Raw genomic sequence first — 20,564 nt, 5'->3', positions numbered from 1 at the left:
ATTTTATCATGTTTATAGACCGTCCCAACCCGAAAAACACGCAATCTTTGTTTTCGGGAGCACGCAATAAACCGAAGCGGTGTGCAAAAAAGGCGGCTCCATCAGATGATGCCGCCGCCCTGTATGCTATTGCTGTTTTGCCGTTAAAGGAAGGCGGATGATGAACTTTGTGCCCTTCCCTTCTTCACTCTTGATTTCTACTGTGCCCTGGTGCATTTCAACAAGCTGCTTGACGATCGAGAGACCGAGTCCGTATTCACCGTATGCCGTGTTCGTTCTTGAAATATCTGCTTTATAGAATCGCTCCCAAATATGCTCAATATCCTCTTTTGGAATGCCGATACCCGTGTCTTCAATTTCAATAATCGTCTCTTTATAACCTTCCATTCCGCGCAGCCAAATGTCACCGTTTTGCGTAAATTGGATGCTGTTTTTCGTAATGTTGACGAGAATTTGAATGAACCGGTCATAATCGGCATGTACGATGACGTGATCCTCTACCTGGATCATCAGCTTGTTTTGTTTTTCTTCCGCCTGCTGCTGCAAGTGCTCTTTCACGATTTCAAACACCTCGATCAGAGGAACGTTTAGCTTGTTCAAGGTAATTTGCTGGGATCTGATTTTTTCATAATCCAGATTTTCTTTTACGAGCCGCAGCATGCGCTTCGTTTCCTCACTGATCAGCGAGAAGCATTTATCCTTCTTATCCTCAGGAATCGTATGGCTGTTCAGCCCTTCAACCAAACCGTTGATCGTCGTCAGCGGTGTTTTTAATTCATGTGACACGTCAGCGATAAACTGCCTTCTCCGCTTCTCAAGGCGATTGATTTCATCCCTTGACTGCTTTAGTTTTTTCGCCATGATATTAAAGTCAGACGCCAGTACGCCGATTTCGTCCCCGTAGCTGTTTTCCAAATGGATGTCATAATCGCCGGAAGCCACTTTATCTGTCGCTTCTCTCAGCTTTTGAATCCGCTTGACATGGAATTTGGACAGAAGCCAGCTCACAAGAATCGTAATCACAAGCGTGCTGATCACAGCGTAAAACATATAGAGGTTGACCTGATTGACCATCTGTTCAACACCGCTGATCGGAGAAATCAGCAGAACGGCGCCTTTAAATTCGTTCTGAACAAATAAAGGCTGCGCCACAAGGGACACTTCATCATCAAAACGGCCATCTGCCCTGATCATGACAGTCTGCCCTTTTTTCAGCTTATTCCATTCTGATTTCTTCAGCTGTTCCCTTGGTGGGTGATGAAAGCCTTCAGGAAGAAAATAAGGCTGCTGCTCTTCATTAAAGATGATAAATTGCGTCTTTCTTGTGCTTAAAATGTCCTGATAAGGATAGAGCCTGCGCATGTCCACCTGGCCGGCTTGGAATTCATTTGCGATCTGCACCGCATATGACGTCAATTCCTCTACTTTGTTTTGATAGGCAAATTCTTTCACAAAGTGGGAAAACAGAGAAATGATAATAACAAACGCTAAAATCAAAATGCTGATATGGCTTAGCAGCAGCTGATATAAATATTTAATCTTCATCAAATTTATACCCTACTCCCCACACAGTATACAAGAAAGGCTTGTCTTCGCTGGCAAGCTTTTTCCGCAGCCGTTTGATATGAACGTCAACCGTTCGCTCATCTCCATAAAATTGATAGCCCCATACCTGCTCAAGCAGCTGTTCTCTTGAGAACACCTGCCGCGGATTTTGGACAAGGTAATAAAGCAGATCGAATTCCTTCGGCGTGAGATTTTCTACAGGCTCTCCATTTAATAATACTTCTCTCGTCTTCTTATTAATGGTAAAGCATTCCGTTTCGATCATATCTTCATCAATAACCGCTTTGCCTGTCGCCTTGTATCTTCTGATGACGGCTTTGATGCGGGCAACCAATGTCAGCGGGCTGAACGGCTTTGTGACATAATCGTCCGCCCCCATCTCAAAGCCGATGACCTGATCTGATTCAGTGTCTTTGGCAGTCAGCATGATAATCGGCACCGTGCTTGTCTCTCTTATTTTTCTGCAGATGGTCACGCCGTCCATAGATGGAAGCATGATATCCAAAATGATCAGATCCCAATTTTCTTCCGTAAAACGCTGGTACCCTTCTAACCCGTCATGAACGAATTCCGCTTCAAAACCTTCTTTAAAAAAAAACATCTCCGTCATCGTACATACACTAACATTATCTTCTATCATTAATATTTTCATTATATCCTCCGATTGTTTTGATGCTTTTTTATATAATAGCACCATTTTAAACAGAAGGTTTTGCGTTTCACAATTGTTAGTTTTTATTTCATCAACTAGAAATAGATTGTTCATATTTTTTTCATACCTTTGGACTACTATTAATTTATCAATAAGCAAGCCCGCCCCAGAGGCGGCCTTATCAATCAAAGTACCTATACGGAGGAACATAAATGAACTTTATCAAACGGGCCTTTTGGAATATGAAGGCTAAAAAGGGAAAAACGTTATTGCAATTATTTGTGTTTACAGTCATATGTGTCTTTGTTCTATCAGGCCTCACCATCCAGTCGGCAGCACAAAAATCAAGCGAACTGGCCAGACAGGAACTCGGCGGAAGCGTGACACTTCAGGTTGACCGCCAAAAGCAAATGGAAAAACAGCAGGACAGCGGTGAAAAGCGCAGCTTCGAATCCACACCGATCAAAGTGTCTGATGCGAATAAGCTTGCAGCGCTTGATCATGTGAAGAGCTACAATTACACCACATCAGCTTCAGCCAACGCGGGAAACTTTGATGCGATTGAAAGCTCAAGCTCTAGTTCAAGCGACTCCAGCTCAAGCAGTTCAAACTCAAATGCTAAAAACAGCCAAGGCGGAGGACAAGGCGGACCACAAATGGTGCAAGCCGATCTTTCTATTGAAGGTGTGATCAGCACAGCGTTAGTCGATGATTTCTCTGACGGAGATTCAAAAATCACAGACGGACGCGCGATTACAAAATCAGATGTCGGCAAAAAAGTAACAGTGATCAACGAAACATTAGCGGAAGAAAATGATTTAAGCGTTGGCGATTCGATCACAATTGAATCAGCAACGGATGAGGATACAACAGTAAAGCTGAAGATCGTCGGTATTTATAAAACAACATCTTCAGGTGATGACCAAGCCCAAAATTTCTCTTTCTTAAATCCTTATAACAAGCTTTATACGCCTTACACAGCAACAGCGGCGCTGAAAGGCGACGACTATAAAAATACGATTGACTCAGCTGTTTACTATATGGACGACGCGAAAAATATGGATGCTTTCGTAAAAGCAGCGAAGAAAACATCAATTGACTTCGATACGTACACACTGAATACAAACGATCAGCTTTACCAGCAAATGGTCGGCCCGATTGAAAATGTGGCTTCTTTCTCTAAAAACGTTGTGTATCTTGTATCAGTGGCAGGCGCCGTCATCCTTGGCCTGATTGTCATGATGTCAATCAGGGAGCGCAAATACGAAATGGGCGTGTTAATGGCCATCGGTGAAAAACGATGGAATTTGATTGGACAGTTCTTGACTGAGATTCTGACCGTGGCCGTTATCGCTATCGGCCTTGCATCTGTGACGGGAAATCTCGTCGCGAATCAGCTTGGAAATCAGCTTTTATCCCAGCAGATCAGTTCATCAACCGATTCAACGCAAACCGCAAGCGGACAAATGCCCGGCGGCGGTGGCGGCATGGGCGGCGGAATGTTCGGCCACAGTTCATCAAACGTGGACGTTATCGATTCACTGAACGTCGCGGTTTCTATGAACGACATGCTTATTCTTGGCGGGATCGGCATCCTAATCGCAATCATTGCAACATTGCTGCCGTCAATTTCAGTACTGCGGCTTCATCCGAAAACGATATTGACAAAACAGGAATAGAAAGAGGCGGAACCTATGAGCTTATTAGAATTTCAGCAAGTCGGCTACTGGTATAAAGACAAAAGCCAGCCATTGTTTCAGGATATTAACATCAGCTTTCAAAAAGGCAAATTCTACACAATCGTCGGCACATCAGGGACGGGGAAAACCACTTTCCTGTCTCTGGCAGGCGGACTTGACGCACCAAAAGAAGGAAACATCCTTTACGACGGAAAAGCGGTTTCTAAAATCGGCTTAACCAATTTCAGAAATCAATATGTATCAATCGTCTTTCAGGCGTACAACCTACTCCCGTATATGACGGCTTTGCAGAACGTCACAACCGCTATGGAAATCACAGGTTCTAAAGAAAAGAACAAAGAATCATATGCGCTTGACATGCTGCAGAAGGTTGGCATCAACGAAAAACAAGCCCGGCAAAAAGTGCTCACACTGAGCGGCGGACAGCAGCAGCGGGTATCAATTACAAGGGCTTTCTGCTGTGACACGGATCTTATCGTAGCCGATGAACCGACCGGAAACCTTGATGAGGACACATCAAAAGAGATCGTACGGCTCTTTCAGGATCTGGCGCACAAGGAAGATAAATGCGTCATTATGGTGACGCACGATGAACAAATTGCAAAAGTGTCAGACATCAATATCAGACTTTCAAGAGGAAGCTTTACTGTGAAGGAAAACGTCGCAGTCGTATAACAAAACGCGCCTCTGCCAGTGCAGACAGGGGCGCACCCTATATCCCCCTTTTATATAGAAGTGAACATAAAAAGAGCGGCGGCTGCATCCCCCCGCTCTTTTTATCATTTTTTTGCTTCCGCCCCTTTTGACTTCTCTCTTCGTTTCTTTTTCCAAACAGCCACAATAAACAGAAAGAGCGGAAACAATAATTGAAAAGGCAAATGAATATACAGCGGCACCACATTCAGGCCTTCATTCAAGTGCTCCGAAAAGTTAGTCGCGATCGTTATAGAAAGGATTAAGATGCCCAATCCCATCGGATAAGCCAATTGAGAGGGGTTCTTTTCCTTAAAGAGCGTAGATGTCCCAACCACAGTGGCATATAAGTAGAGGCTGACCTTAAAGAAGCCCCCGATGATCAGCGCCAGCATAAAAAAGACATCGAGCCGGTCTAAAAATTCTTCGACCTTGATTGTCTGGATCGTGCTTAAAAGCGGAAACTGGGATCTGAGTGTAAGATCAACATCAAGCACGCTGATATTAATCGCGACGGTGAGCGCCACAATCAATCCGCTGATAGCCATGGCGATCATCCCCATTTTTTTCACATCTTTTCTGTCATTCAGGTTAGGGAAAATCATCACAAATAAAACAACTTCACCAAATGGAACGTACATGGTCTGTGTGAAAACAGAGTGAAGGACAGGAGAAATGCCGTTTGCCAAAACCGGCTTTAAATTGTGCGGGTCTATAGTGCCTGAGACAATAATCAGCACGAGGCCGATCGCGCCCAGTAAATACATGGCCCCGAAAAGAAGTTCGGCCGCGCGTGCGAGCACTTCAATTCCTTTTCTTACGGCATATATGCTTACTACCATTAATAAAGCATTTACAATAATGATAGGTGTATCATGATAAGCAAACGTCAGCAGCATTTCTCCAAAGTCACGCAGCACCCTTGCGGCAATATAGGCAAAGTACAAGATATAGAGAAATGAAAATAGCCAGCTCAGCTTGGTTCCCAGCATATCATCCATATATTCTTTCGGAGAAGAATTCGGATAACATTGATAAATGCCTTGATACAAATAGAAAAGAAACAGTCCGATCGCACAGCCTAATAAAACTGCTATCCAAGCATCCCTGCCCGCCATTGATCCCGGTGTAATCAATAAGGAGCTGCCCAGTTCAAAAATGATAATCATGACAAACAGCTGCCTTATGCTTATTCTGGCTTTTTCCATCTGTCACTTCCCCTTTCTTCAGACCTAATCATCTTTAAACTGGTGTTTGATCGGATTGTTTCGCAATCCCGTCCTTCTGATATACGTCTCGGCCTTCACATCGATGGGCAGTTCAGGCAAATACTCTTTGTCCCATGTGTCCTTCATTTTCTCCCACTGCTCCGGATACTTTCTATATATCGTGTCACCAAAACCGATAAAATCTATTTTATTCTTCTTAATCTTTTTCACAGTTTGGCTGATTTCCCTTTCCAGCTCTTTGTTGAGCGCTTTTTCAATAGCGGCCAGCACCTTGGGATCAGACAATTGGAAAGGGTATTTGACAGCATCTATAATACCTTCAACCGACACTTTCACATGGATGTACGGACGTCCGTTCCGCATTTTCGGTACCAGCTTTGTATCTTGATGGGTAACCTGCAAGCTGACCGCATCCTTCGTCTTGCCCCAGTCAGCATTAATAAACGTATGCTGGATCTTATTCATAAGCCAGACTGCCCCTACGCTTTCATCATCTTCCAGCCAATATTTTAAATAACCTGCCTTGTCAAAAACCGCCAAACCATCTGCCTGAAGAATGGCTTTCGGGTCAGTCGCCTGCGTGTTTTCCATGCTGACTCCTTTTTTATCGTCACCAATCATCATATATCCCGGGATAACCGGTGCCATAGTGTTGGCGGCAAGTGTTTTCAAAACGTCCTGAATATTGGTTTTGACCACCCGCCCGTATTGCGCCTCCGTGAAATCCAGGGTTTTATTGACTTTATTTGATGGAATTTTATCAATTGGCGTCAAGATTTTCACAATATTTTCTGCTTTTGTTTTATGAGCAACGACGAATGTTGCTGTTGTCCTGAATTCTGTGTCCCGGTCAAGATTATCTAATACAAAATCCAAACCTTCTTCTTTTGCCAGCTTTTCATTGATCACGACTAGATTGGTATGGGCAAAATAAAGCCGCCGTGATACCTTCATGGAGGCTTTTCTGAGTGCTTCCGTTATATTGTTACCTTCAATCGAATAGACAGATACAGGCGGCCTGTCTCCAGCACCGCCTCCCTGAAGGCCGCCGGCAACATTTCCTGGATTGATAATTTGAAGATGCAGCACGTAGTTGCTGTCGTTTGTCCGATCGATGCCAATCGCCGAGATAATCGCAAGATCCGTCAGCTCCCGCTTATCCCAGCAGCCGGGCAGCACAATGACGCTCAAAAGCATGAGAACGGCTAATAGACATTTACGTACCATTCTGATCCCCTTCTTCCAAATCTTTGTTCACCATTCCTCGTGAAGCGGCCGGCTCTGGGCGTTGATCTTGCCCCTGCCGCACCTTATCTTCCTTACTGACCGATTCCGGCCTTTTTTCATCGGCCCACCACGGAACCCGGAAAAGCGCGTCCTTTACGCCTTGTGAAGAAAAGGGTGCAAGCGGCGACATATATGGAACGCCGAATGAACGAAGACTGCATAAGTGGACAAACATCATAATGATCCCTAAAATCAGCCCGTAAAAACCCATAACAGCTGAGGCAATAATAAAGATAAACCGAATAAGCCGAGCTGAAATCGCCATTGCAAACGCCGGTGTTGCGAAGCTCGCAATCGCGGTGAGTGCCACGATAATCACCATTGCCGGAGAGACGATACCAGCCTGTACGGCAGCCTGGCCGATTACGAGCGCGCCTACGATTGACACTGCCGAGCCGACAACCCGGGGCAGCCTGACTCCCGCTTCCCTCAGAATCTCAAAAGCAACCTCCATCGTCAGCGCCTCCACAACAGCCGGAAACGGGACAATTTCCCGCTGGGCCGCAATGACCACTAACAGCTGAGTCGGTATCATTTCTTGATGAAACGTCGTGGCTGCCACGTATACGGCCGGAGCCACAAGCGAAATGAAAAAGACTAAAACACGAAGAATTCTTATGCTTGTCGCAATGTCAAAACGCGAATAATAATCCTCAACAGACTGAAAAAACTGGACAAATAAGGCCGGGGCTATAAGCACAAACGGTGTTCCGTCCACAATAATTGCGAATCTTCCTTCTAACAGATTACCCGCTACAACATCAGGGCGTTCTGTATGATACATAGTCGGAAACGTCGTAAAGGTTTCATCTTCAATCAGCTGCTCAATATATCCAGATTCCAAAATACTGTCAATATCTATTTTTTCCAGGCGCTGTTTCACTTCCTTCAGCACCTTTTCATCACATATTCCTTGAATGTACATGAGAGCGATATCCGTATTCGTAACAGAACCTTTTTTCATTTTTTCAACCCATAAATTCGGATTTTTAATGTATCGCCGGATCATGGAAATATTGGTTTGCAGAGACTCTGTAAACCCTTGGCGCGGGCCGCGGAATGACACCTGGGTGCTCGGCTCTTGGATGGAGCGCTGCTCTCCCCCTTGAGTGCTGCAAATCAGCGCTTCGGCATAGCCATCAGCAAAAATGAGCGCATTGCCGAGCATTAACTCGGAAAAAAGCTTGTCCCAGCTCTTTTCCGCTTTCACTCCGCCCAGCGGGAGCGTTTTTTCAAGAATTTGCTGGATCGCATGGGAATTCTGGATAGACTCATCCTGTACCAATGGATCGATTAACGACTCATGGATCGTGTTATTATCGACCAGCCCAGCAATATAAATAACAGCTAGATGGACACGATCCTGCTCCCCGATTTTAATCTCGCGAATGATGACGTCAGAGCTGCTTCCGACTTCCTTTTTCGTTTCCGCTATATTCTTTGCCAAACTTGGAGAAATGAGAACCGGCCTTTCTTTTTCTTGCTGCTGTTCCTGGTTCCTTTTGTCTGTATTCTGCTTGTCTTTTGAATCGGTATTGTTCTTTCGCTTAGAAAATAAAGGCATACACAAATACCTTTCCTTGTCGTTTTCTCATATTCTTTCTTTTAAAATTGAGATTATGCATTAGGGTTAGATGCGGTATAACTTCTCCGCCAACGATAGACACTAAAAGCGGAGGATGATGAAGCATGAAGATATTGGGCGTGACCGGAGTCATATTAATTTGTTTATTAGCTATTTCTGTGTTGATGGACATGCTTCAAGGGTTCAGTTTAACAAAAGCCGTTTATAACAATATGTCCAGCTTTAAGATGACAACATTTGCGGAATGGGTCGTGCTTTTATTTTTTGTTTTAGTACTTGTGAGAGAAATGTACGTGATCTATAAATCGAAAAAAAAGAACCCCTAGAGGGGGCGCTTTTTTCAGACAATCATATTGCCGTCTATTGTATCACTGCTGTGTTTGTTGATTGTCCCTTTAAAAATGCGGTTGCCAATGATTTTGGAATTGGTTGCCGTGTTTGTTTGAATAGCTATCGCAGTGCCCGTGGAGAGGTTATTGATGGTGTTTCCAGAGATGATAGAGCCTGCAGAGCCATTAATATAAATCACAATCGGATTCCCGGCTGTTCTGTTGACTGAAATGGTATTATCAAAAATCTCATGCACACCGGCGCTGATATAGATGGTGACCAAAAGCGGAGATCTCTCTAAGTGGTTGCCGATAATTGAGGTTTTTGCACTTGTGGAGCAATAAATGGGGTAATTTTTGAACTCTTTAAATGTATTGTTTTTGATGATGGCGCCGGCATTGTTTGTGACGGAAACAGAATATGATTCCGGTACTGCTTCAAACGTGTCAGGATTCAGTGTATTCCCTTCAATCACCGCGTTCCCTTGAGCAATCCAAATGCCCCGGCTGAATTTTCTCAGGAGATTATCTTTAATGATCATATTTCCGCCGGAAACGTTCACACCGTCAACGACTTGAATGAGACAGTTATTCAGAAAAGCGATGTCATCTGACAGCACTGCGCGAAGACCGATGCTGCGCCTTGTTTCAGACAGTCCGTTTTGAATTTGGTTTCCGTCTACCTTTACATCGGAAGACTGATAAACCAATATCCCTGTGTTTTCAAAGTTGCTGATTTTGTTGTTCGTCACAAGAACGCTCTTTCCTCTGACATCAATTCCAGTTGAAAATCCGGTAATGAGGTTGCCAGCGATCACTGCATCACTGGTCTCTTTTCCTTGTGATACACCGAGTCCGGTTATCCCGACTCTTGGCGCAGCCGCCGCGTCTTCAGGGCGTCTCAGAATATTGCCCTTGATCACTGTTTGCGTCCCATATCCGTAGCTGATTGTATTGTCTGAGTGATTTCCTTCTATTAAAATGCCATACCCGTTAAAATTGGTCACAGAACTTGAAACGTTTCCAACAAAGTGGTTATTGCGAATTGATACATTAATCGGTTCCTCATAATCAACTTCACCTTCGCCATATCCTTCAATGTCAATTCCGAATTTCGGGGCTGTTCCATTCCCCGTTCCGGCATCTTCAATCAAGCATTCCTCCACCGTGACCATGTCACATCCGGTAATGGAAATGTTATTTCTCCTCGACCGCCGAACCTCACAGCGGCGGATGATAATTTGCTCTGACGTTCGATAATCTTGATTGGTCTTTAATCCCCTTGGGCTGACTATGATCCCATCGCCCGTAAAATCGGATATTTTCACATCATCAATGACAACATTCGAGCATCCTTCAATACATATGCCAAAGCCCCATTCATGGGTTGACCTTATCCCTGCCGAGGCATACGTATGCTCATCCCGTTCGCCGATAATTTGTCCCCCGGAAATGGTTATATTCTCTTGCTTGCCTACATAAAATGCGGAATAACCCCACGAACTATTCGGTATCACTTTCATGATACATTCGGGGTCCATCATAATCTCAAGGTTGCCGGGAACAATGATCCCCGCGTTTCGAAACCTCTGATTAAGATCTCCGCCAAGCGTTGCGTCTATTAAATATGTTCCCTTTGGAAACCAGACAGTATGATAGCCTTTCGAAACAGCTGTACTGAGGCACTGATTAATCCGTTCTGTCGAATCCGTTTTACCATCTCCAGGAACACCGAAATCCGCTGCATTTAATATGAATTCAGCCAATTGCGAGCCTCCTTCTCTATGATTACTATCATGTTACTCACAAAGGCCCGATCTGCTTGTACATTTCTCTAAAATTTTATTAAAAAAATATAAAGGAATAGTTGTGTAAGAAAATCTCACGATAAAAAGTTTAAAAATTAGGAGGAAATCACTATTTTTAGGTATTTATAATTTTTCCAATATGGAACTATTTGAAATGAGTATAAATTATATTGACACAAGTATTATATAAGAATATGATTTTTATAATACACTTTTTTTAGAAAGGGTTTGGCTGACATGGCTTCGATTGATAACGAAAGTATCATTAAAAGCGTCCCGCAAAAAGGGTTCTTTGGTCACCCGCGAGGACTATTTACACTATTTTTCACCGAATTTTGGGAGCGTTTCTCTTACTATGGAATGAGAGCAATCTTACTTTACTATTTGTATACAGAGACGGTAAACGGAGGGCTCGGCTTTGACAAGGGCACTGCGGTTGCCATTATGTCGATTTACGGATCACTCGTATACATGTCCACCATTATTGGCGGATGGCTCGCTGACCGGGTATTCGGTACCGCAAACACCGTGTTTTACGGCGGCATATTCATTATGTTCGGCCACATTGCACTCGCCTATCCGGGCAGTTCGATAGCATTCTATATCAGTATGGTGCTTATCATTGTCGGAACAGGCTTATTAAAACCAAACGTTTCAAGCGTAGTTGGGGATCTTTACACGAAAGAAGACCCGCGCCGCGACTCAGGTTTCAGTATTTTCTACATGGGGATTAACCTCGGTGGTTTACTCGCGCCGTTAATTGTCGGAACACTCGGACAGAAGTACAACTATCATCTCGGATTCGGAGCTGCCGCGGTCGGAATGCTTCTCGGACTTATCGTATTTGCTTTGACAAGAAAGAAAAACCTCGGGCTTGCAGGTTCCAATGTGCCGAATCCGCTGTCTAAAAAATCTGCAATTGGCACCGGAATCGGTGTTATCATTGTGGCGATCGCAGTGATTATCTCTGTACAAACAGGCGTGCTGACGATCAAACGTTTCATCGACCTTGTAAGTATTCTCGGTATTTTGATTCCTGTGATTTATTTCATCATCATGTTTACAAGCAAAAAAGCGGACAAAACAGAAAAATCCCGTCTTGCCGCTTACGTTCCTTTGTTTATCGGTGCTGTCATGTTCTGGGCCATTCAGGAACAGGGAGCGACCATTCTTGCGGTATACGCTGATGAACGCATAAGACTTTCATTGGGCGGATTCGAACTTCAGTCATCATGGTTCCAATCATTAAATCCATTGTTTGTCGTCATTTTTGCGCCAATATTCGCATGGCTCTGGATGAAGCTTGGCAAACGTCAGCCGTCTACACCAGTTAAATTCTCAATCGGAATTATTTTAGCCGGATTGTCATTTATCATTATGGTATTCCCTGCTATGCAAGGAAAAGAAGCACTCGTAAGCCCGCTTTGGCTCGTTCTCAGCTTCCTGCTTGTCGTGCTTGGAGAGCTGTGCCTGTCTCCAGTCGGTTTATCCGTGACAACGAAACTGGCACCAGCTGCCTTCTCTGCACAGACAATGAGTATGTGGTTTCTGACGAACGCAGCAGCCCAAGCGATCAATGCCCAAGTAGCCGGATTGTTTGATAAAATTCCTGAAACAATGTACTTCGGCACCATCGGTTTGATTTCTATCGTTCTTGGCGGCATTCTCCTGCTGCTCTCGCCGGTTATCAAACGCGCGATGAAAGGGGTCTTATAATCAGAAACAGCCCGCGGATTTTGATCTGCGGGCTGTTTTTTTATTGATCCAGCCATTTGCTGAAGCTTTGATCAAAGGCTTCCGGTTCTTCCAGCATCGGCTGATGGCCGCTCTTTTCAAAAATAACCTTATCCACATGGGGATATAAACCGTCAACAGCATCCCATAGCGCAACAGGCGCAACCAAATAATCATATCTCCCTAATCCGATATACACCGGCATACGAACATCAGCTAACCGCTGAATAAGATCAAGCCGGGCAAATGTTTTGCCCCATAATTCATCCATGATCGGCATATTCGTGAATACACCGTCCCATAAGGCCGCAGCATGCGGCCGCTCTTGATAAAAGCTTTTCGCTTCAGCGCGAATACACATGTGCACGAAGCGCCTTTCAGGATCTTTTTCGATGTCCTGCGGCAAATTCGCGATGTCTTTTTCAAAGCGTTTCTTTCTCTCAAGACTGGCTGTTTCCATGAAAAATGATTCGCTTTTTCGCTGTCTTTCTTCACTGTTATCAGGCGCAGTATTGAAGAGCGCCACCTTCCGAACTTGTTTGGAATATGTCCTGGCATACTCTAAAGCCATAAAAGCGTGCCCGGAATGTCCCAGGATAGTAACATCCTCAAGCTGAAGAAATGCTCTCATCCTTTCGATATCAGCCAAGACGGCATCAAGCCCCGAATCCTCCGCACGAAGCTCCCGCTTAGGCTTAGCAAATCCCCTATGGTCGACAAAGACCCATTGATATTTCTGTTTGATATCTGAGGAAAAAAGGCGCGGATAGTAAACCGCACTCCCGATCACAAGGATGGGTGCGCCCTCTCCCTCAATTCGATAAGCTAAATCAAAGCCGTCCGAGTGACAGATCCCCGCACGTTCCATTTCTCACGCCCCCTTTTGTTTTCATTATATAAAAAAAGCCTGACGCATGGCGTCAGGCTATCGCTATTACCGTTTTAAATCTTCCAGGGTCTTTTCCCATCTGCCCAGCACCTCTTCAGGGCTGTGAAGCTGTATACGGACACCTGAAGTCAAATCAGCGTATTTCGCAACGTCCTCCTTCACTGAAACGATGCGGCAGGAAAAACGGTCTCTATCATATTCGGCATCTTTCAAAGGCGGTAAAGGCGCGCATTCAAGCTTCACATAATAGGCCGCTCCCTTCCACCATGCCGTGAACTGTGCTTTTCCTGTGCGAAGGATGTTGGCCGAAGTCATTGTGTTTTTCCACAGAGCGATTCGGATATCAGTTCGGCTCAGCGCGATAATTTCACCTGCACTGATCATAGCGGCATGCGGCCAGCCATCCTCTGATACTGTTTGCAGAACGAAGGCCTCATGCTGCTTCTCATTCAGGCATCTCCCGTCAAGCAGCTCAAAGAGACGGTCTGACATACTGTTCACGCCGATCAAGCCTTTCGTTCCGGCACCGCCGGAACTTCAATTGCTGTTTCTGTTTCCTTTGGATCAATTTTAAACGCTGGATTGTATTTTTTGGGATTTGTAATGCTTTCCGGTTCACAGGATCTCCATGTAAAAAAGCATGTTTGGCACTGATAAACTTCCCATGCGCCTTCTACAGGCGATTTGCTCATGACTTCTCCCTTTTTTGAGTCGCATCGAGGACATGTATGCATTTCGAACATCCTTTCCTTATTTATTCATTAAGTCCATTAGTTTTTGTTCCCATTCTTTCGTTGTTAGCGGAGAATCAAGCGGCTGTGAATAATGGCCTCTTGTTTCCGGCGCAACCGGTGTAGTGGCGTCAAGAATCATTTTGTGAGTGATTCCTGATGGATTGGATCCCGGATCAAGCGGCAGGACAGATAAGTCCGGAATGATGACCGCATCATGTTTCGGATGCATTTTGGTCGAAAGCGCCCACATGACCTGCGGAAGGTTGAATGGATCGACATCCTCATCAACGACAATGACCATTTTGCAGTAGCCGAGTCCGTGCGGCGTTGTGAGTGCGCGCATGCCGACCGCTTTCGCAAATCCGCCATAGCGGGTTTTTGTGGAAACAATCGCGATTAAACCGTGTGTGTACATGGCGTTCACTGCCACAATTTCGTTCGGATACGCTTCTTTTAACTGCTGATAAAGCGGCACGCATGTGTTAATGCCGATCATGTAATCGCATTCTGTCCAAGGCATGCCTAAGTATAAATGTTCAAAGATCGGATTGTTTCTGTGATAGACGCGTTTAATTTTGATAATCGGCATGCTGCGTCCGCCGGAATAATGGCCTGTGAATTCACCGAACGGCCCTTCATATTCGCGCTCTCCGGCAATAATCTCACCTTCAAGCACCACTTCAGCGCCCCACGGAACATCCAGATCAGACAGCTTTGATTTGACGATGCGATATGGTTCGCCTTGAATCGCACCTGCCATTTCGTATTCTGATTGATCATAGAGAAGCGGAGTCGATGCCGCCGTTGTAATGACCGGCTCGCAGCCAAGCGCAATGGTGACCGGAAGATTGATGCCGCGTTCTTCAGCTTGGCGAAGATGGATTGCAATATCGTGCTGCGGGACAGGCTGAATGCCGAGACGGTCTTTTCCTTTGACCTGCATTCTGTAAATGCCGACATTTTGTTTGCCGAAGTTGTCAGGGTCTTCAAGATCACGGGAAATGACACATGCTTTGTCTAAATAGTAGCCTCCATCACCTTGGTTAATTCTGAAAAGAGGCAGTATATCGAACAAATTGATATCTTCTGTGATTTCATTTTCATGAAATGGCGCTGTTTCCTCACGTTTGACAGGCATCGGAAATTGGTCATAACGCTTTGCGAATTCAAAAAACTGTTCTTTTACCGGTGTGTCTTTCGGCATGCCCAGCATCATGGCATGGTTTGGCCAAGAGCCGATGACATTCATCGCAATTCGCGCGTTATGATAGCCGTAAATGTTGTTAAATAAGAGCGCAGGGCTTTTATCGCCAAGATTGCTGGCTGCCCGTGCGGCGGCCCCTAAATCCGGTTCCGGCTTTACCTCTTCATTCACTGTAAGCAGCTGTCCTTCTTTTTCAAGGGCAGCGAGAAATTCTCTGAAATCTTGATAAGCCATGATCAAGCTCCTCCTTTTTGTTTTTCAATCCCATTCCAGCGCTTCGCTTCAGGAAGCCGAATGCCGAATTGGTCCAACGTTCTAAAAACAATATGGTCAACCATTTCCTCTAAGCTGCTCGGCTGATTATAAAATGCCGGCATCGGAGGAAGAATGATTGTACCCATTTTCGTAAGCGCTAGCATATTTTCGAGATGAATTTGGTTCAAAGGCGTCTCTCTCGTTAAGAGGACGAGTTTTTTTCTCTCCTTGAGCATGACATCCGCCGCACGTGTCAGCAGATTATCCGCCATTCCGGTGCGAATGCTTGCGAGAGATTTCATGCTGCACGGCGCAACAATCATTCCATCGGTATCAAACGACCCGCTTGAAATGGCTGCCGCCTGATCCTTATGTGAGTAAGTGTATGTGGCCAGTTGTTCTACTTCTTGTAACGTATAGCCTGTTTCGTGTTTGATCGTGACGTTTGCCCAAGGAGACACAACGAGATGGGTTTCCACTCCGGCGGCCTTCAGCCACTGCAGCAGCCTGACCCCGAAAATGGCCCCTGTTGCCCCTGTCATTCCGACAACGAGTTTCACTTTGCCCCCTCCTTTACGCTTGAATTCTGCTTTCATTTCAATCATACTCCTGATATATCCATATGAAAAATATCTATTAAATCTATATTTAATACCTAAAAGGTATGATAAGGAGGCGCTTTCTTTTGGACATTCGCCAGCTTCGATATTTCATTACCATTGCCCAAGAACAGAAAATCACGTCCGCAGCCAAAAAGCTTCACATGGCGCAGCCGCCTTTAAGCAGGCAGCTCAAACAGCTGGAGGACGAGCTTGGTGTTGTTCTGTTCGACCGGAACAAGAAAAAACAAATGACTCTTACATATGAAGGAGCTGTTTTTCTAAAAAGAGCAAAAGAGATTCTGCATAGGTTTGAAGATGCAGTCATTGAGGTACAGGAGCTGAAGGAGGAGGTAGCCGGCACACTTGCCGTGGGATCAACGATTTATTGCGCGGCTCTGATGCTTGAAAAAGTAACACAGATCAAAGAGAGATACCCCCATCTCACCTTTAATATTTGGGAAAATGAGCCCGCGACACTGTTGGAGCTGCTGGAAAGCCGGCAAATCGATGCGGCGGTCACGACAACACTGATCAAAAGTGACACAGTACAATTCAAGCAGCTTGATGACATTCCATGTGTGCTCGTGCTTTCAGATGAAGCCGGATATCCGTGCGGAGACACCATTAAGATGGTGGACATTCCTTCATTTCCGCTGATCCTGCTGCGGCCTGTCAACGGAAAAGGCGTCTATAATCAGGTCATGAATGAATTTCATCGTTTGAACCTGGAGCCGCGCATTGTTTGTGAATGCCACGACTCTGCAACTTTGCTCAGCCTCGTGTCATCCGGATTCGGCGCGTCTATTTTGCCTGTCACAATGATTCCCGTTCATATGAGAAATCACGTTCACACCGTCCATATCGAAAATAATCCCTTCATTATGACACCGGCTGTCATGTGGAGAACGGACAGTTATTTGCCTAAACCGGCACAGCAATTTTTGGATTTATTTTAAAAGATTTTGTCTTATGAAAACCAAATACTTGACTCATACTAAAAAAAAGTTATCCTTTAGATTTGTAAGCTAATTTTTTATTTCAATAAAATCAACCAGAAAAGTGGGGAATAAGATGAAAAAAGCATTATTGGCTTTATTCATGGTCGTAAGTATTGCAGCTCTTGCAGCTTGCGGAGCAGGAAATGACAATCAGTCAAAAGATAATGCCAAAGATGGCGATCTTTGGGCTTCAATTAAGAAAAAAGGTGTGCTCACAGTCGGAACGGAAGGAACATATGAGCCGTTCACTTACCACGACAAAGACACTGATAAACTGACTGGCTATGATGTCGAAGTTATCACAGAAGTCGCAAAACGCCTCGGGCTTAAAGTCGACTTTAAGGAAACACAGTGGGACAGTATGTTTGCCGGCCTGAATTCCAAACGGTTTGACGTTGTTGCCAACCAAGTCGGAAAAACAGATCGTGAAGACAAATATGATTTCTCAGATAAATACACAACATCAAGAGCCGTTGTCGTAACGAAAAAAGACAACAACGATATTAAGTCTGAAGCAGATGTAAAAGGAAAAACGTCAGCTCAATCACTGACAAGCAACTACAACAAATTAGCTACAAATGCCGGCGCTAAAGTAGAAGGCGTTGAAGGCATGGCGCAGGCCCTTCAAATGATCCAGCAAGGCCGCGTCGATATGACATACAACGATAAGCTTGCCGTATTGAACTACTTAAAAACATCTGGCAATAAAAACGTGAAAATCGCGTTTGAAACAGGTGAGCCTCAGTCAACATATTTCACGTTCCGTAAAGGAAGCGGCGAGGTTGTTGATCAAGTCAACAAAGCATTAAAAGAAATGAAAGAGGACGGGACTCTTTCTAAAATTTCTAAAAAATGGTTCGGCGAAGATGTTTCTAAATAATCTGCCGGCATTGACGCTTGGCACGGCGATCCCGTGGGATCTGGTGCAGCAGTCATTCTGGCCGATACTTTCAGGGGGAATCTACTATACGATTCCCCTTACGATTCTTTCCTTTATATTCGGAATGATCCTGGCGCTGATTACGGCGCTTGCCAGAATGTCGAAAGTGAGACCTTTGAGATGGGTGTTCAGCGTATACGTATCCGCAATACGCGGCACTCCTCTTCTCGTTCAATTGTTCATCATTTTCTATCTGTTCCCGGCCTTTAACGTCACATTAGATCCATTTCCAAGCGCAGTTATCGCCTTTTCATTAAACGTCGGCGCCTATGCATCTGAAATCATTCGGGCATCTATTTTATCCGTGCCGAAAGGGCAATGGGAAGCCGGCTACACAATTGGCATGACACATCAAAAAACGCTGTTCCGCGTCATTTTGCCGCAGGCGTTTCGTGTGTCGATCCCGCCATTATCCAATACCTTTATCAGCCTGATTAAAGATACATCCCTCGCCTCTCAAATTCTGGTCGCTGAGCTGTTCAGAAAAGCCCAGGAAATCGGCGCGCGGAATCTTGATCAAATTTTAGTGATCTATATTGAAGCAGCCTTTATTTATTGGATTATCTGCTTCCTGCTCTCACTCGTCCAGCATGTCATCGAACGGCGTCTTGACCGCTACGTGGCCAAATAAGGAGGTTCCGAGTATGCTTACCGTTAAAGGATTAAACAAATCATTCGGTGAAAATGAAATTTTAAAAAAGATAGATATGAAGATTGAAAAAGGAAAAGTCATCGCCATACTTGGGCCTTCAGGTTCAGGGAAAACGACGCTGCTCCGCTGCCTGAACGCTCTGGAGATCCCGAATCGCGGAGAGCTTGCATTTGATGATTTCTCCATCGATTTCTCCAAAAAGGTGAAACAGGCAGATATCCTAAAGCTTCGCCGAAAATCCGGAATGGTGTTTCAGGCGTATCACCTGTTCCCGCACCGCACAGCCCTCGAAAACGTGATGGAGGGCCCTGTTCAGGTGCAAAAACGGAACAAAGAGGAAGTCAGAAAAGAAGCGATTCAGCTTCTTGATAAAGTCGGATTGAAGGACAAAATGGATTTATATCCGTTCCAGCTTTCCGGCGGACAGCAGCAGCGCGTCGGCATCGCCCGCGCACTGGCAATTCAGCCTGAGCTCATGCTGTTTGATGAACCGACTTCAGCGCTTGATCCCGAGCTTGTCGGAGAGGTGCTGAAGGTAATCAAGGACTTGGCCAATGAAGGCTGGACCATGGTCGTCGTGACCCACGAAATCAAGTTCGCGCAGGAAGTTGCGGATGAAGTCATCTTCATCGACGGCGGCGTTATCGTGGAGCAAGGACCGCCGGAGCAAATTTTCTCCGCACCAAAAGAAGAACGGACACAGCGGTTCTTGAACCGGATTTTGAACCCGCTGTAATAAGAAAAACAGGGCGCCAGCGCCCTGTTTCAGATTATTGACAAAATCCTAAAACGATTTTCGTTTTAGGATTTTGTGATTTTCAGCGTGATTGAAAACCTTTGAAGTCTAGGAAGGGCGAGCATTGGAGCACAGCGAATGTTAAATTCGTGAGCACCGAAGCACAAGCCTGACAACGAATGCAAGGGTTTGCCAACACGCTGAAACAGGGCGCCCGCGGCGGCCCTGTTTTTTTGTTGAGCCCCTTTCGCCTATTCCGCCCTTCTGTCAGATGTGCTACAATGACAATCGACTGATTTTTACGAAAGAAGGGACCTCACGTGAAGCAAGAACTTGTTCTGCGCTGGACATTTTATTTTGCCGGTTTGATCATTTTGGCTTTTGGTGTATCCCTGACGATAGAAGGAAAAGCACTCGGCATTAGTCCGTGGGATGCATTTCATTACAGCCTGTTTCAGCACTTCGGGCTTACCGTCGGCCAGTGGTCCATCATTATTGGAGCGCTCATCGTCGGATTCACGTCATTGTTTACGAGAGCTTGGCCGAAAATTGGGGCCCTCCTGAATATGGTGCTCATTGGTGTATTTATAGATTTTTTCAATTTCATTCTGCCTGCCCCCTCGACCTACACAGGCTCGATCATCGTCTTCTCTCTAGGCGTTGTGCTGATTGGTTACGGCGTCGGTGTTTATGTATCAGCAGGCCTTGGCGCGGGGCCGCGTGATTCACTGATGATGCTGATTACAGAAAAAACCGGCTGGAATGTGCAATGGGTGCGGAACGGCATGGAATTAACCATTTTGTTTGCGGCATGGGGCATGGGCGGACCGATCGGTTTTGGCACCATTTTGACCGCCATCCTCACCGGACTTATTTTGCGTTTTTCATTGCCCCAGTCAATCCAGTTGCTGAATTATGCTGTGGCAAGGCGGACAGCCGCTGTGAAAGCATCTCCGCCTGTACACTAAAAC

20 protein-coding genes are annotated in these 20,564 nt (G+C 45.3%); 9 read left to right on the top strand and 11 right to left on the bottom strand.

What is annotated here, in order from left to right:
• Positions 1-126 precede the first annotated feature (126 nt).
• Both yclK and yclJ read right to left on the bottom strand, forming a co-directional pair.
• Positions 127-1,548, bottom strand: a complete 1,422-nt coding sequence (gene yclK / locus CW370_RS16115) for a two-component system sensor histidine kinase YclK (protein WP_080262590.1) — start codon at positions 1,546-1,548, stop codon at positions 127-129.
• Positions 1,535-2,218: a two-component system response regulator YclJ gene (gene yclJ, locus CW370_RS16110; protein ID WP_003246532.1), complete on the bottom strand. Its 684-nt coding sequence runs from the start codon at positions 2,216-2,218 to the stop codon at positions 1,535-1,537. Before yclJ ends, yclK begins: the two co-directional genes overlap by 14 nt.
• Positions 2,219-2,430: 212 nt before the next feature.
• On the opposite strand from yclJ, the gene CW370_RS16105 reads away from it, so the two are divergent.
• The gene (locus CW370_RS16105) at positions 2,431-3,897 is read left to right on the top strand and encodes an ABC transporter permease (RefSeq protein WP_024571688.1); all 1,467 of its coding nucleotides are present in this window, start codon (positions 2,431-2,433) and stop codon (positions 3,895-3,897) included.
• A 15-nt stretch (positions 3,898-3,912) separates the two neighbouring features.
• On the top strand, positions 3,913-4,593 hold the full coding sequence (locus CW370_RS16100) for an ABC transporter ATP-binding protein (RefSeq protein WP_014662766.1): 681 nt from the start codon (positions 3,913-3,915) through the stop codon (positions 4,591-4,593).
• A 104-nt stretch (positions 4,594-4,697) separates the two neighbouring features.
• Here the strand turns inward: CW370_RS16100 and gerKB are convergent, their stop codons facing one another.
• The 3 genes from gerKB to gerKA are packed head-to-tail and all read right to left on the bottom strand — an operon-like array spanning position 4,698 to position 8,691.
• A complete protein-coding gene (gene gerKB / locus CW370_RS16095) occupies positions 4,698-5,819 on the bottom strand; it encodes a spore germination protein GerKB (protein ID WP_024571689.1) in 1,122 nt (373 codons plus the stop codon).
• 24 nt (positions 5,820-5,843) lie between these two features.
• Positions 5,844-7,067 carry a spore germination protein GerKC gene (gerKC, locus tag CW370_RS16090; RefSeq protein WP_024571690.1) on the bottom strand — a complete coding sequence of 408 codons (1,224 nt, stop codon included), beginning with the start codon at positions 7,065-7,067 and terminating at the stop codon, positions 5,844-5,846.
• Positions 7,057-8,691, bottom strand: coding sequence for a spore germination protein GerKA (gerKA, locus tag CW370_RS16085; protein ID WP_101169811.1), 1,635 nt, complete (start codon positions 8,689-8,691; stop codon positions 7,057-7,059). Before gerKA ends, gerKC begins: the two co-directional genes overlap by 11 nt.
• A 125-nt stretch (positions 8,692-8,816) precedes the next feature.
• Between gerKA and CW370_RS16080 the strand changes: the two genes are divergently transcribed.
• Positions 8,817-9,038 (top strand): hypothetical protein, encoded by a 222-nt coding sequence (locus CW370_RS16080; protein ID WP_015715241.1) that lies wholly within the window; start codon positions 8,817-8,819, stop codon positions 9,036-9,038.
• 14 nt (positions 9,039-9,052) lie between these two features.
• On the opposite strand, the gene CW370_RS16075 is transcribed toward CW370_RS16080, so the two are convergent.
• Positions 9,053-10,807, bottom strand: a complete 1,755-nt coding sequence (locus tag CW370_RS16075; RefSeq protein ID WP_101169810.1) for a right-handed parallel beta-helix repeat-containing protein — start codon at positions 10,805-10,807, stop codon at positions 9,053-9,055.
• A gap of 279 nt (positions 10,808-11,086) precedes the next feature.
• Here CW370_RS16075 and CW370_RS16070 point away from each other — a divergent pair, with 279 nt between their 5' ends.
• The gene (locus CW370_RS16070; protein ID WP_003246610.1) at positions 11,087-12,565 is read left to right on the top strand and encodes a peptide MFS transporter; all 1,479 of its coding nucleotides are present in this window, start codon (positions 11,087-11,089) and stop codon (positions 12,563-12,565) included.
• Between the two features lie 40 nt (positions 12,566-12,605).
• Here CW370_RS16070 and CW370_RS16065 read toward each other — a convergent pair whose 3' ends face one another.
• From CW370_RS16065 to CW370_RS16045, 5 genes are all read right to left on the bottom strand, one after another.
• Positions 12,606-13,451, bottom strand: a complete 846-nt coding sequence (locus tag CW370_RS16065; protein ID WP_101169809.1) for an alpha/beta fold hydrolase — start codon at positions 13,449-13,451, stop codon at positions 12,606-12,608.
• Positions 13,452-13,517: 66 nt separating this feature from the next.
• Complete coding sequence (locus tag CW370_RS16060) at positions 13,518-13,982, bottom strand: pyridoxamine 5'-phosphate oxidase family protein (RefSeq protein WP_015715237.1); 465 nt, start codon at positions 13,980-13,982, stop codon at positions 13,518-13,520.
• On the bottom strand, positions 13,979-14,206 hold the full coding sequence (bsdD, locus tag CW370_RS16055) for a phenolic acid decarboxylase subunit BsdD (RefSeq protein WP_024571634.1): 228 nt from the start codon (positions 14,204-14,206) through the stop codon (positions 13,979-13,981). Before bsdD ends, CW370_RS16060 begins: the two co-directional genes overlap by 4 nt.
• A gap of 16 nt (positions 14,207-14,222) precedes the next feature.
• Positions 14,223-15,644 (bottom strand): phenolic acid decarboxylase BsdC, encoded by a 1,422-nt coding sequence (gene bsdC, locus CW370_RS16050; protein WP_003234529.1) that lies wholly within the window; start codon positions 15,642-15,644, stop codon positions 14,223-14,225.
• Positions 15,645-15,646: 2 nt separating this feature from the next.
• Positions 15,647-16,261, bottom strand: a complete 615-nt coding sequence (locus CW370_RS16045) for a non-oxidative hydroxyarylic acid decarboxylases subunit B (RefSeq protein WP_014478815.1) — start codon at positions 16,259-16,261, stop codon at positions 15,647-15,649.
• 89 nt (positions 16,262-16,350) lie between these two features.
• On the opposite strand from CW370_RS16045, the gene bsdA reads away from it, so the two are divergent.
• From bsdA to CW370_RS16020, 5 genes are all read left to right on the top strand, one after another.
• The gene (bsdA, locus tag CW370_RS16040) at positions 16,351-17,223 is read left to right on the top strand and encodes a transcriptional regulator BsdA (RefSeq protein ID WP_003246552.1); all 873 of its coding nucleotides are present in this window, start codon (positions 16,351-16,353) and stop codon (positions 17,221-17,223) included.
• 115 nt (positions 17,224-17,338) lie between these two features.
• Positions 17,339-18,145, top strand: a complete 807-nt coding sequence (tcyA, locus tag CW370_RS16035; RefSeq protein ID WP_003246699.1) for a cystine ABC transporter substrate-binding lipoprotein TcyA — start codon at positions 17,339-17,341, stop codon at positions 18,143-18,145.
• A complete protein-coding gene (gene tcyB / locus CW370_RS16030) occupies positions 18,132-18,836 on the top strand; it encodes a cystine ABC transporter permease TcyB (protein ID WP_003234541.1) in 705 nt (234 codons plus the stop codon). Before tcyA ends, tcyB begins: the two co-directional genes overlap by 14 nt.
• Positions 18,837-18,849: 13 nt before the next feature.
• Positions 18,850-19,593, top strand: a complete 744-nt coding sequence (tcyC, locus tag CW370_RS16025; protein WP_003246629.1) for a cystine ABC transporter ATP-binding protein TcyC — start codon at positions 18,850-18,852, stop codon at positions 19,591-19,593.
• 320 nt (positions 19,594-19,913) lie between these two features.
• Complete coding sequence (locus CW370_RS16020) at positions 19,914-20,561, top strand: YczE/YyaS/YitT family protein (RefSeq protein WP_003234545.1); 648 nt, start codon at positions 19,914-19,916, stop codon at positions 20,559-20,561.
• The last annotated feature ends 3 nt before the right edge of the window (positions 20,562-20,564 follow it).

Source organism: Bacillus sp. SN32 (genome assembly GCF_002837495.1).
GTDB lineage: Bacteria > Bacillota > Bacilli > Bacillales > Bacillaceae > Bacillus > Bacillus subtilis.
The sequence above is the reverse complement of the archived record's forward strand: the minus strand, read 5'-3'. Positions and strand labels throughout refer to the sequence as shown.

Bases quoted from the DNA above. Each gene is read 5' to 3' on its own strand.
- yclJ (WP_003246532.1), bottom strand. From the start codon at position 2,218: ATGAAAATATTAATGATAGAAGATAATGTTAGTGTATGTACGATGACG.
- CW370_RS16105 (WP_024571688.1), top strand. From the start codon at position 2,431: ATGAACTTTATCAAACGGGCCTTTTGGAATATGAAGGCTAAAAAGGGA.
- CW370_RS16100 (WP_014662766.1), top strand. From the start codon at position 3,913: ATGAGCTTATTAGAATTTCAGCAAGTCGGCTACTGGTATAAAGACAAA.
- gerKB (WP_024571689.1), bottom strand. From the start codon at position 5,819: ATGGAAAAAGCCAGAATAAGCATAAGGCAGCTGTTTGTCATGATTATC.
- gerKC (WP_024571690.1), bottom strand. From the start codon at position 7,067: ATGGTACGTAAATGTCTATTAGCCGTTCTCATGCTTTTGAGCGTCATT.
- gerKA (WP_101169811.1), bottom strand. From the start codon at position 8,691: ATGCCTTTATTTTCTAAGCGAAAGAACAATACCGATTCAAAAGACAAG.
- CW370_RS16080 (WP_015715241.1), top strand. From the start codon at position 8,817: ATGAAGATATTGGGCGTGACCGGAGTCATATTAATTTGTTTATTAGCT.
- CW370_RS16070 (WP_003246610.1), top strand. From the start codon at position 11,087: ATGGCTTCGATTGATAACGAAAGTATCATTAAAAGCGTCCCGCAAAAA.
- CW370_RS16065 (WP_101169809.1), bottom strand. From the start codon at position 13,451: ATGGAACGTGCGGGGATCTGTCACTCGGACGGCTTTGATTTAGCTTAT.
- bsdD (WP_024571634.1), bottom strand. From the start codon at position 14,206: ATGCATACATGTCCTCGATGCGACTCAAAAAAGGGAGAAGTCATGAGC.
- bsdC (WP_003234529.1), bottom strand. From the start codon at position 15,644: ATGGCTTATCAAGATTTCAGAGAATTTCTCGCTGCCCTTGAAAAAGAA.
- CW370_RS16045 (WP_014478815.1), bottom strand. From the start codon at position 16,261: ATGAAAGCAGAATTCAAGCGTAAAGGAGGGGGCAAAGTGAAACTCGTT.
- tcyA (WP_003246699.1), top strand. From the start codon at position 17,339: ATGAAAAAAGCATTATTGGCTTTATTCATGGTCGTAAGTATTGCAGCT.
- tcyB (WP_003234541.1), top strand. From the start codon at position 18,132: ATGTTTCTAAATAATCTGCCGGCATTGACGCTTGGCACGGCGATCCCG.
- tcyC (WP_003246629.1), top strand. From the start codon at position 18,850: ATGCTTACCGTTAAAGGATTAAACAAATCATTCGGTGAAAATGAAATT.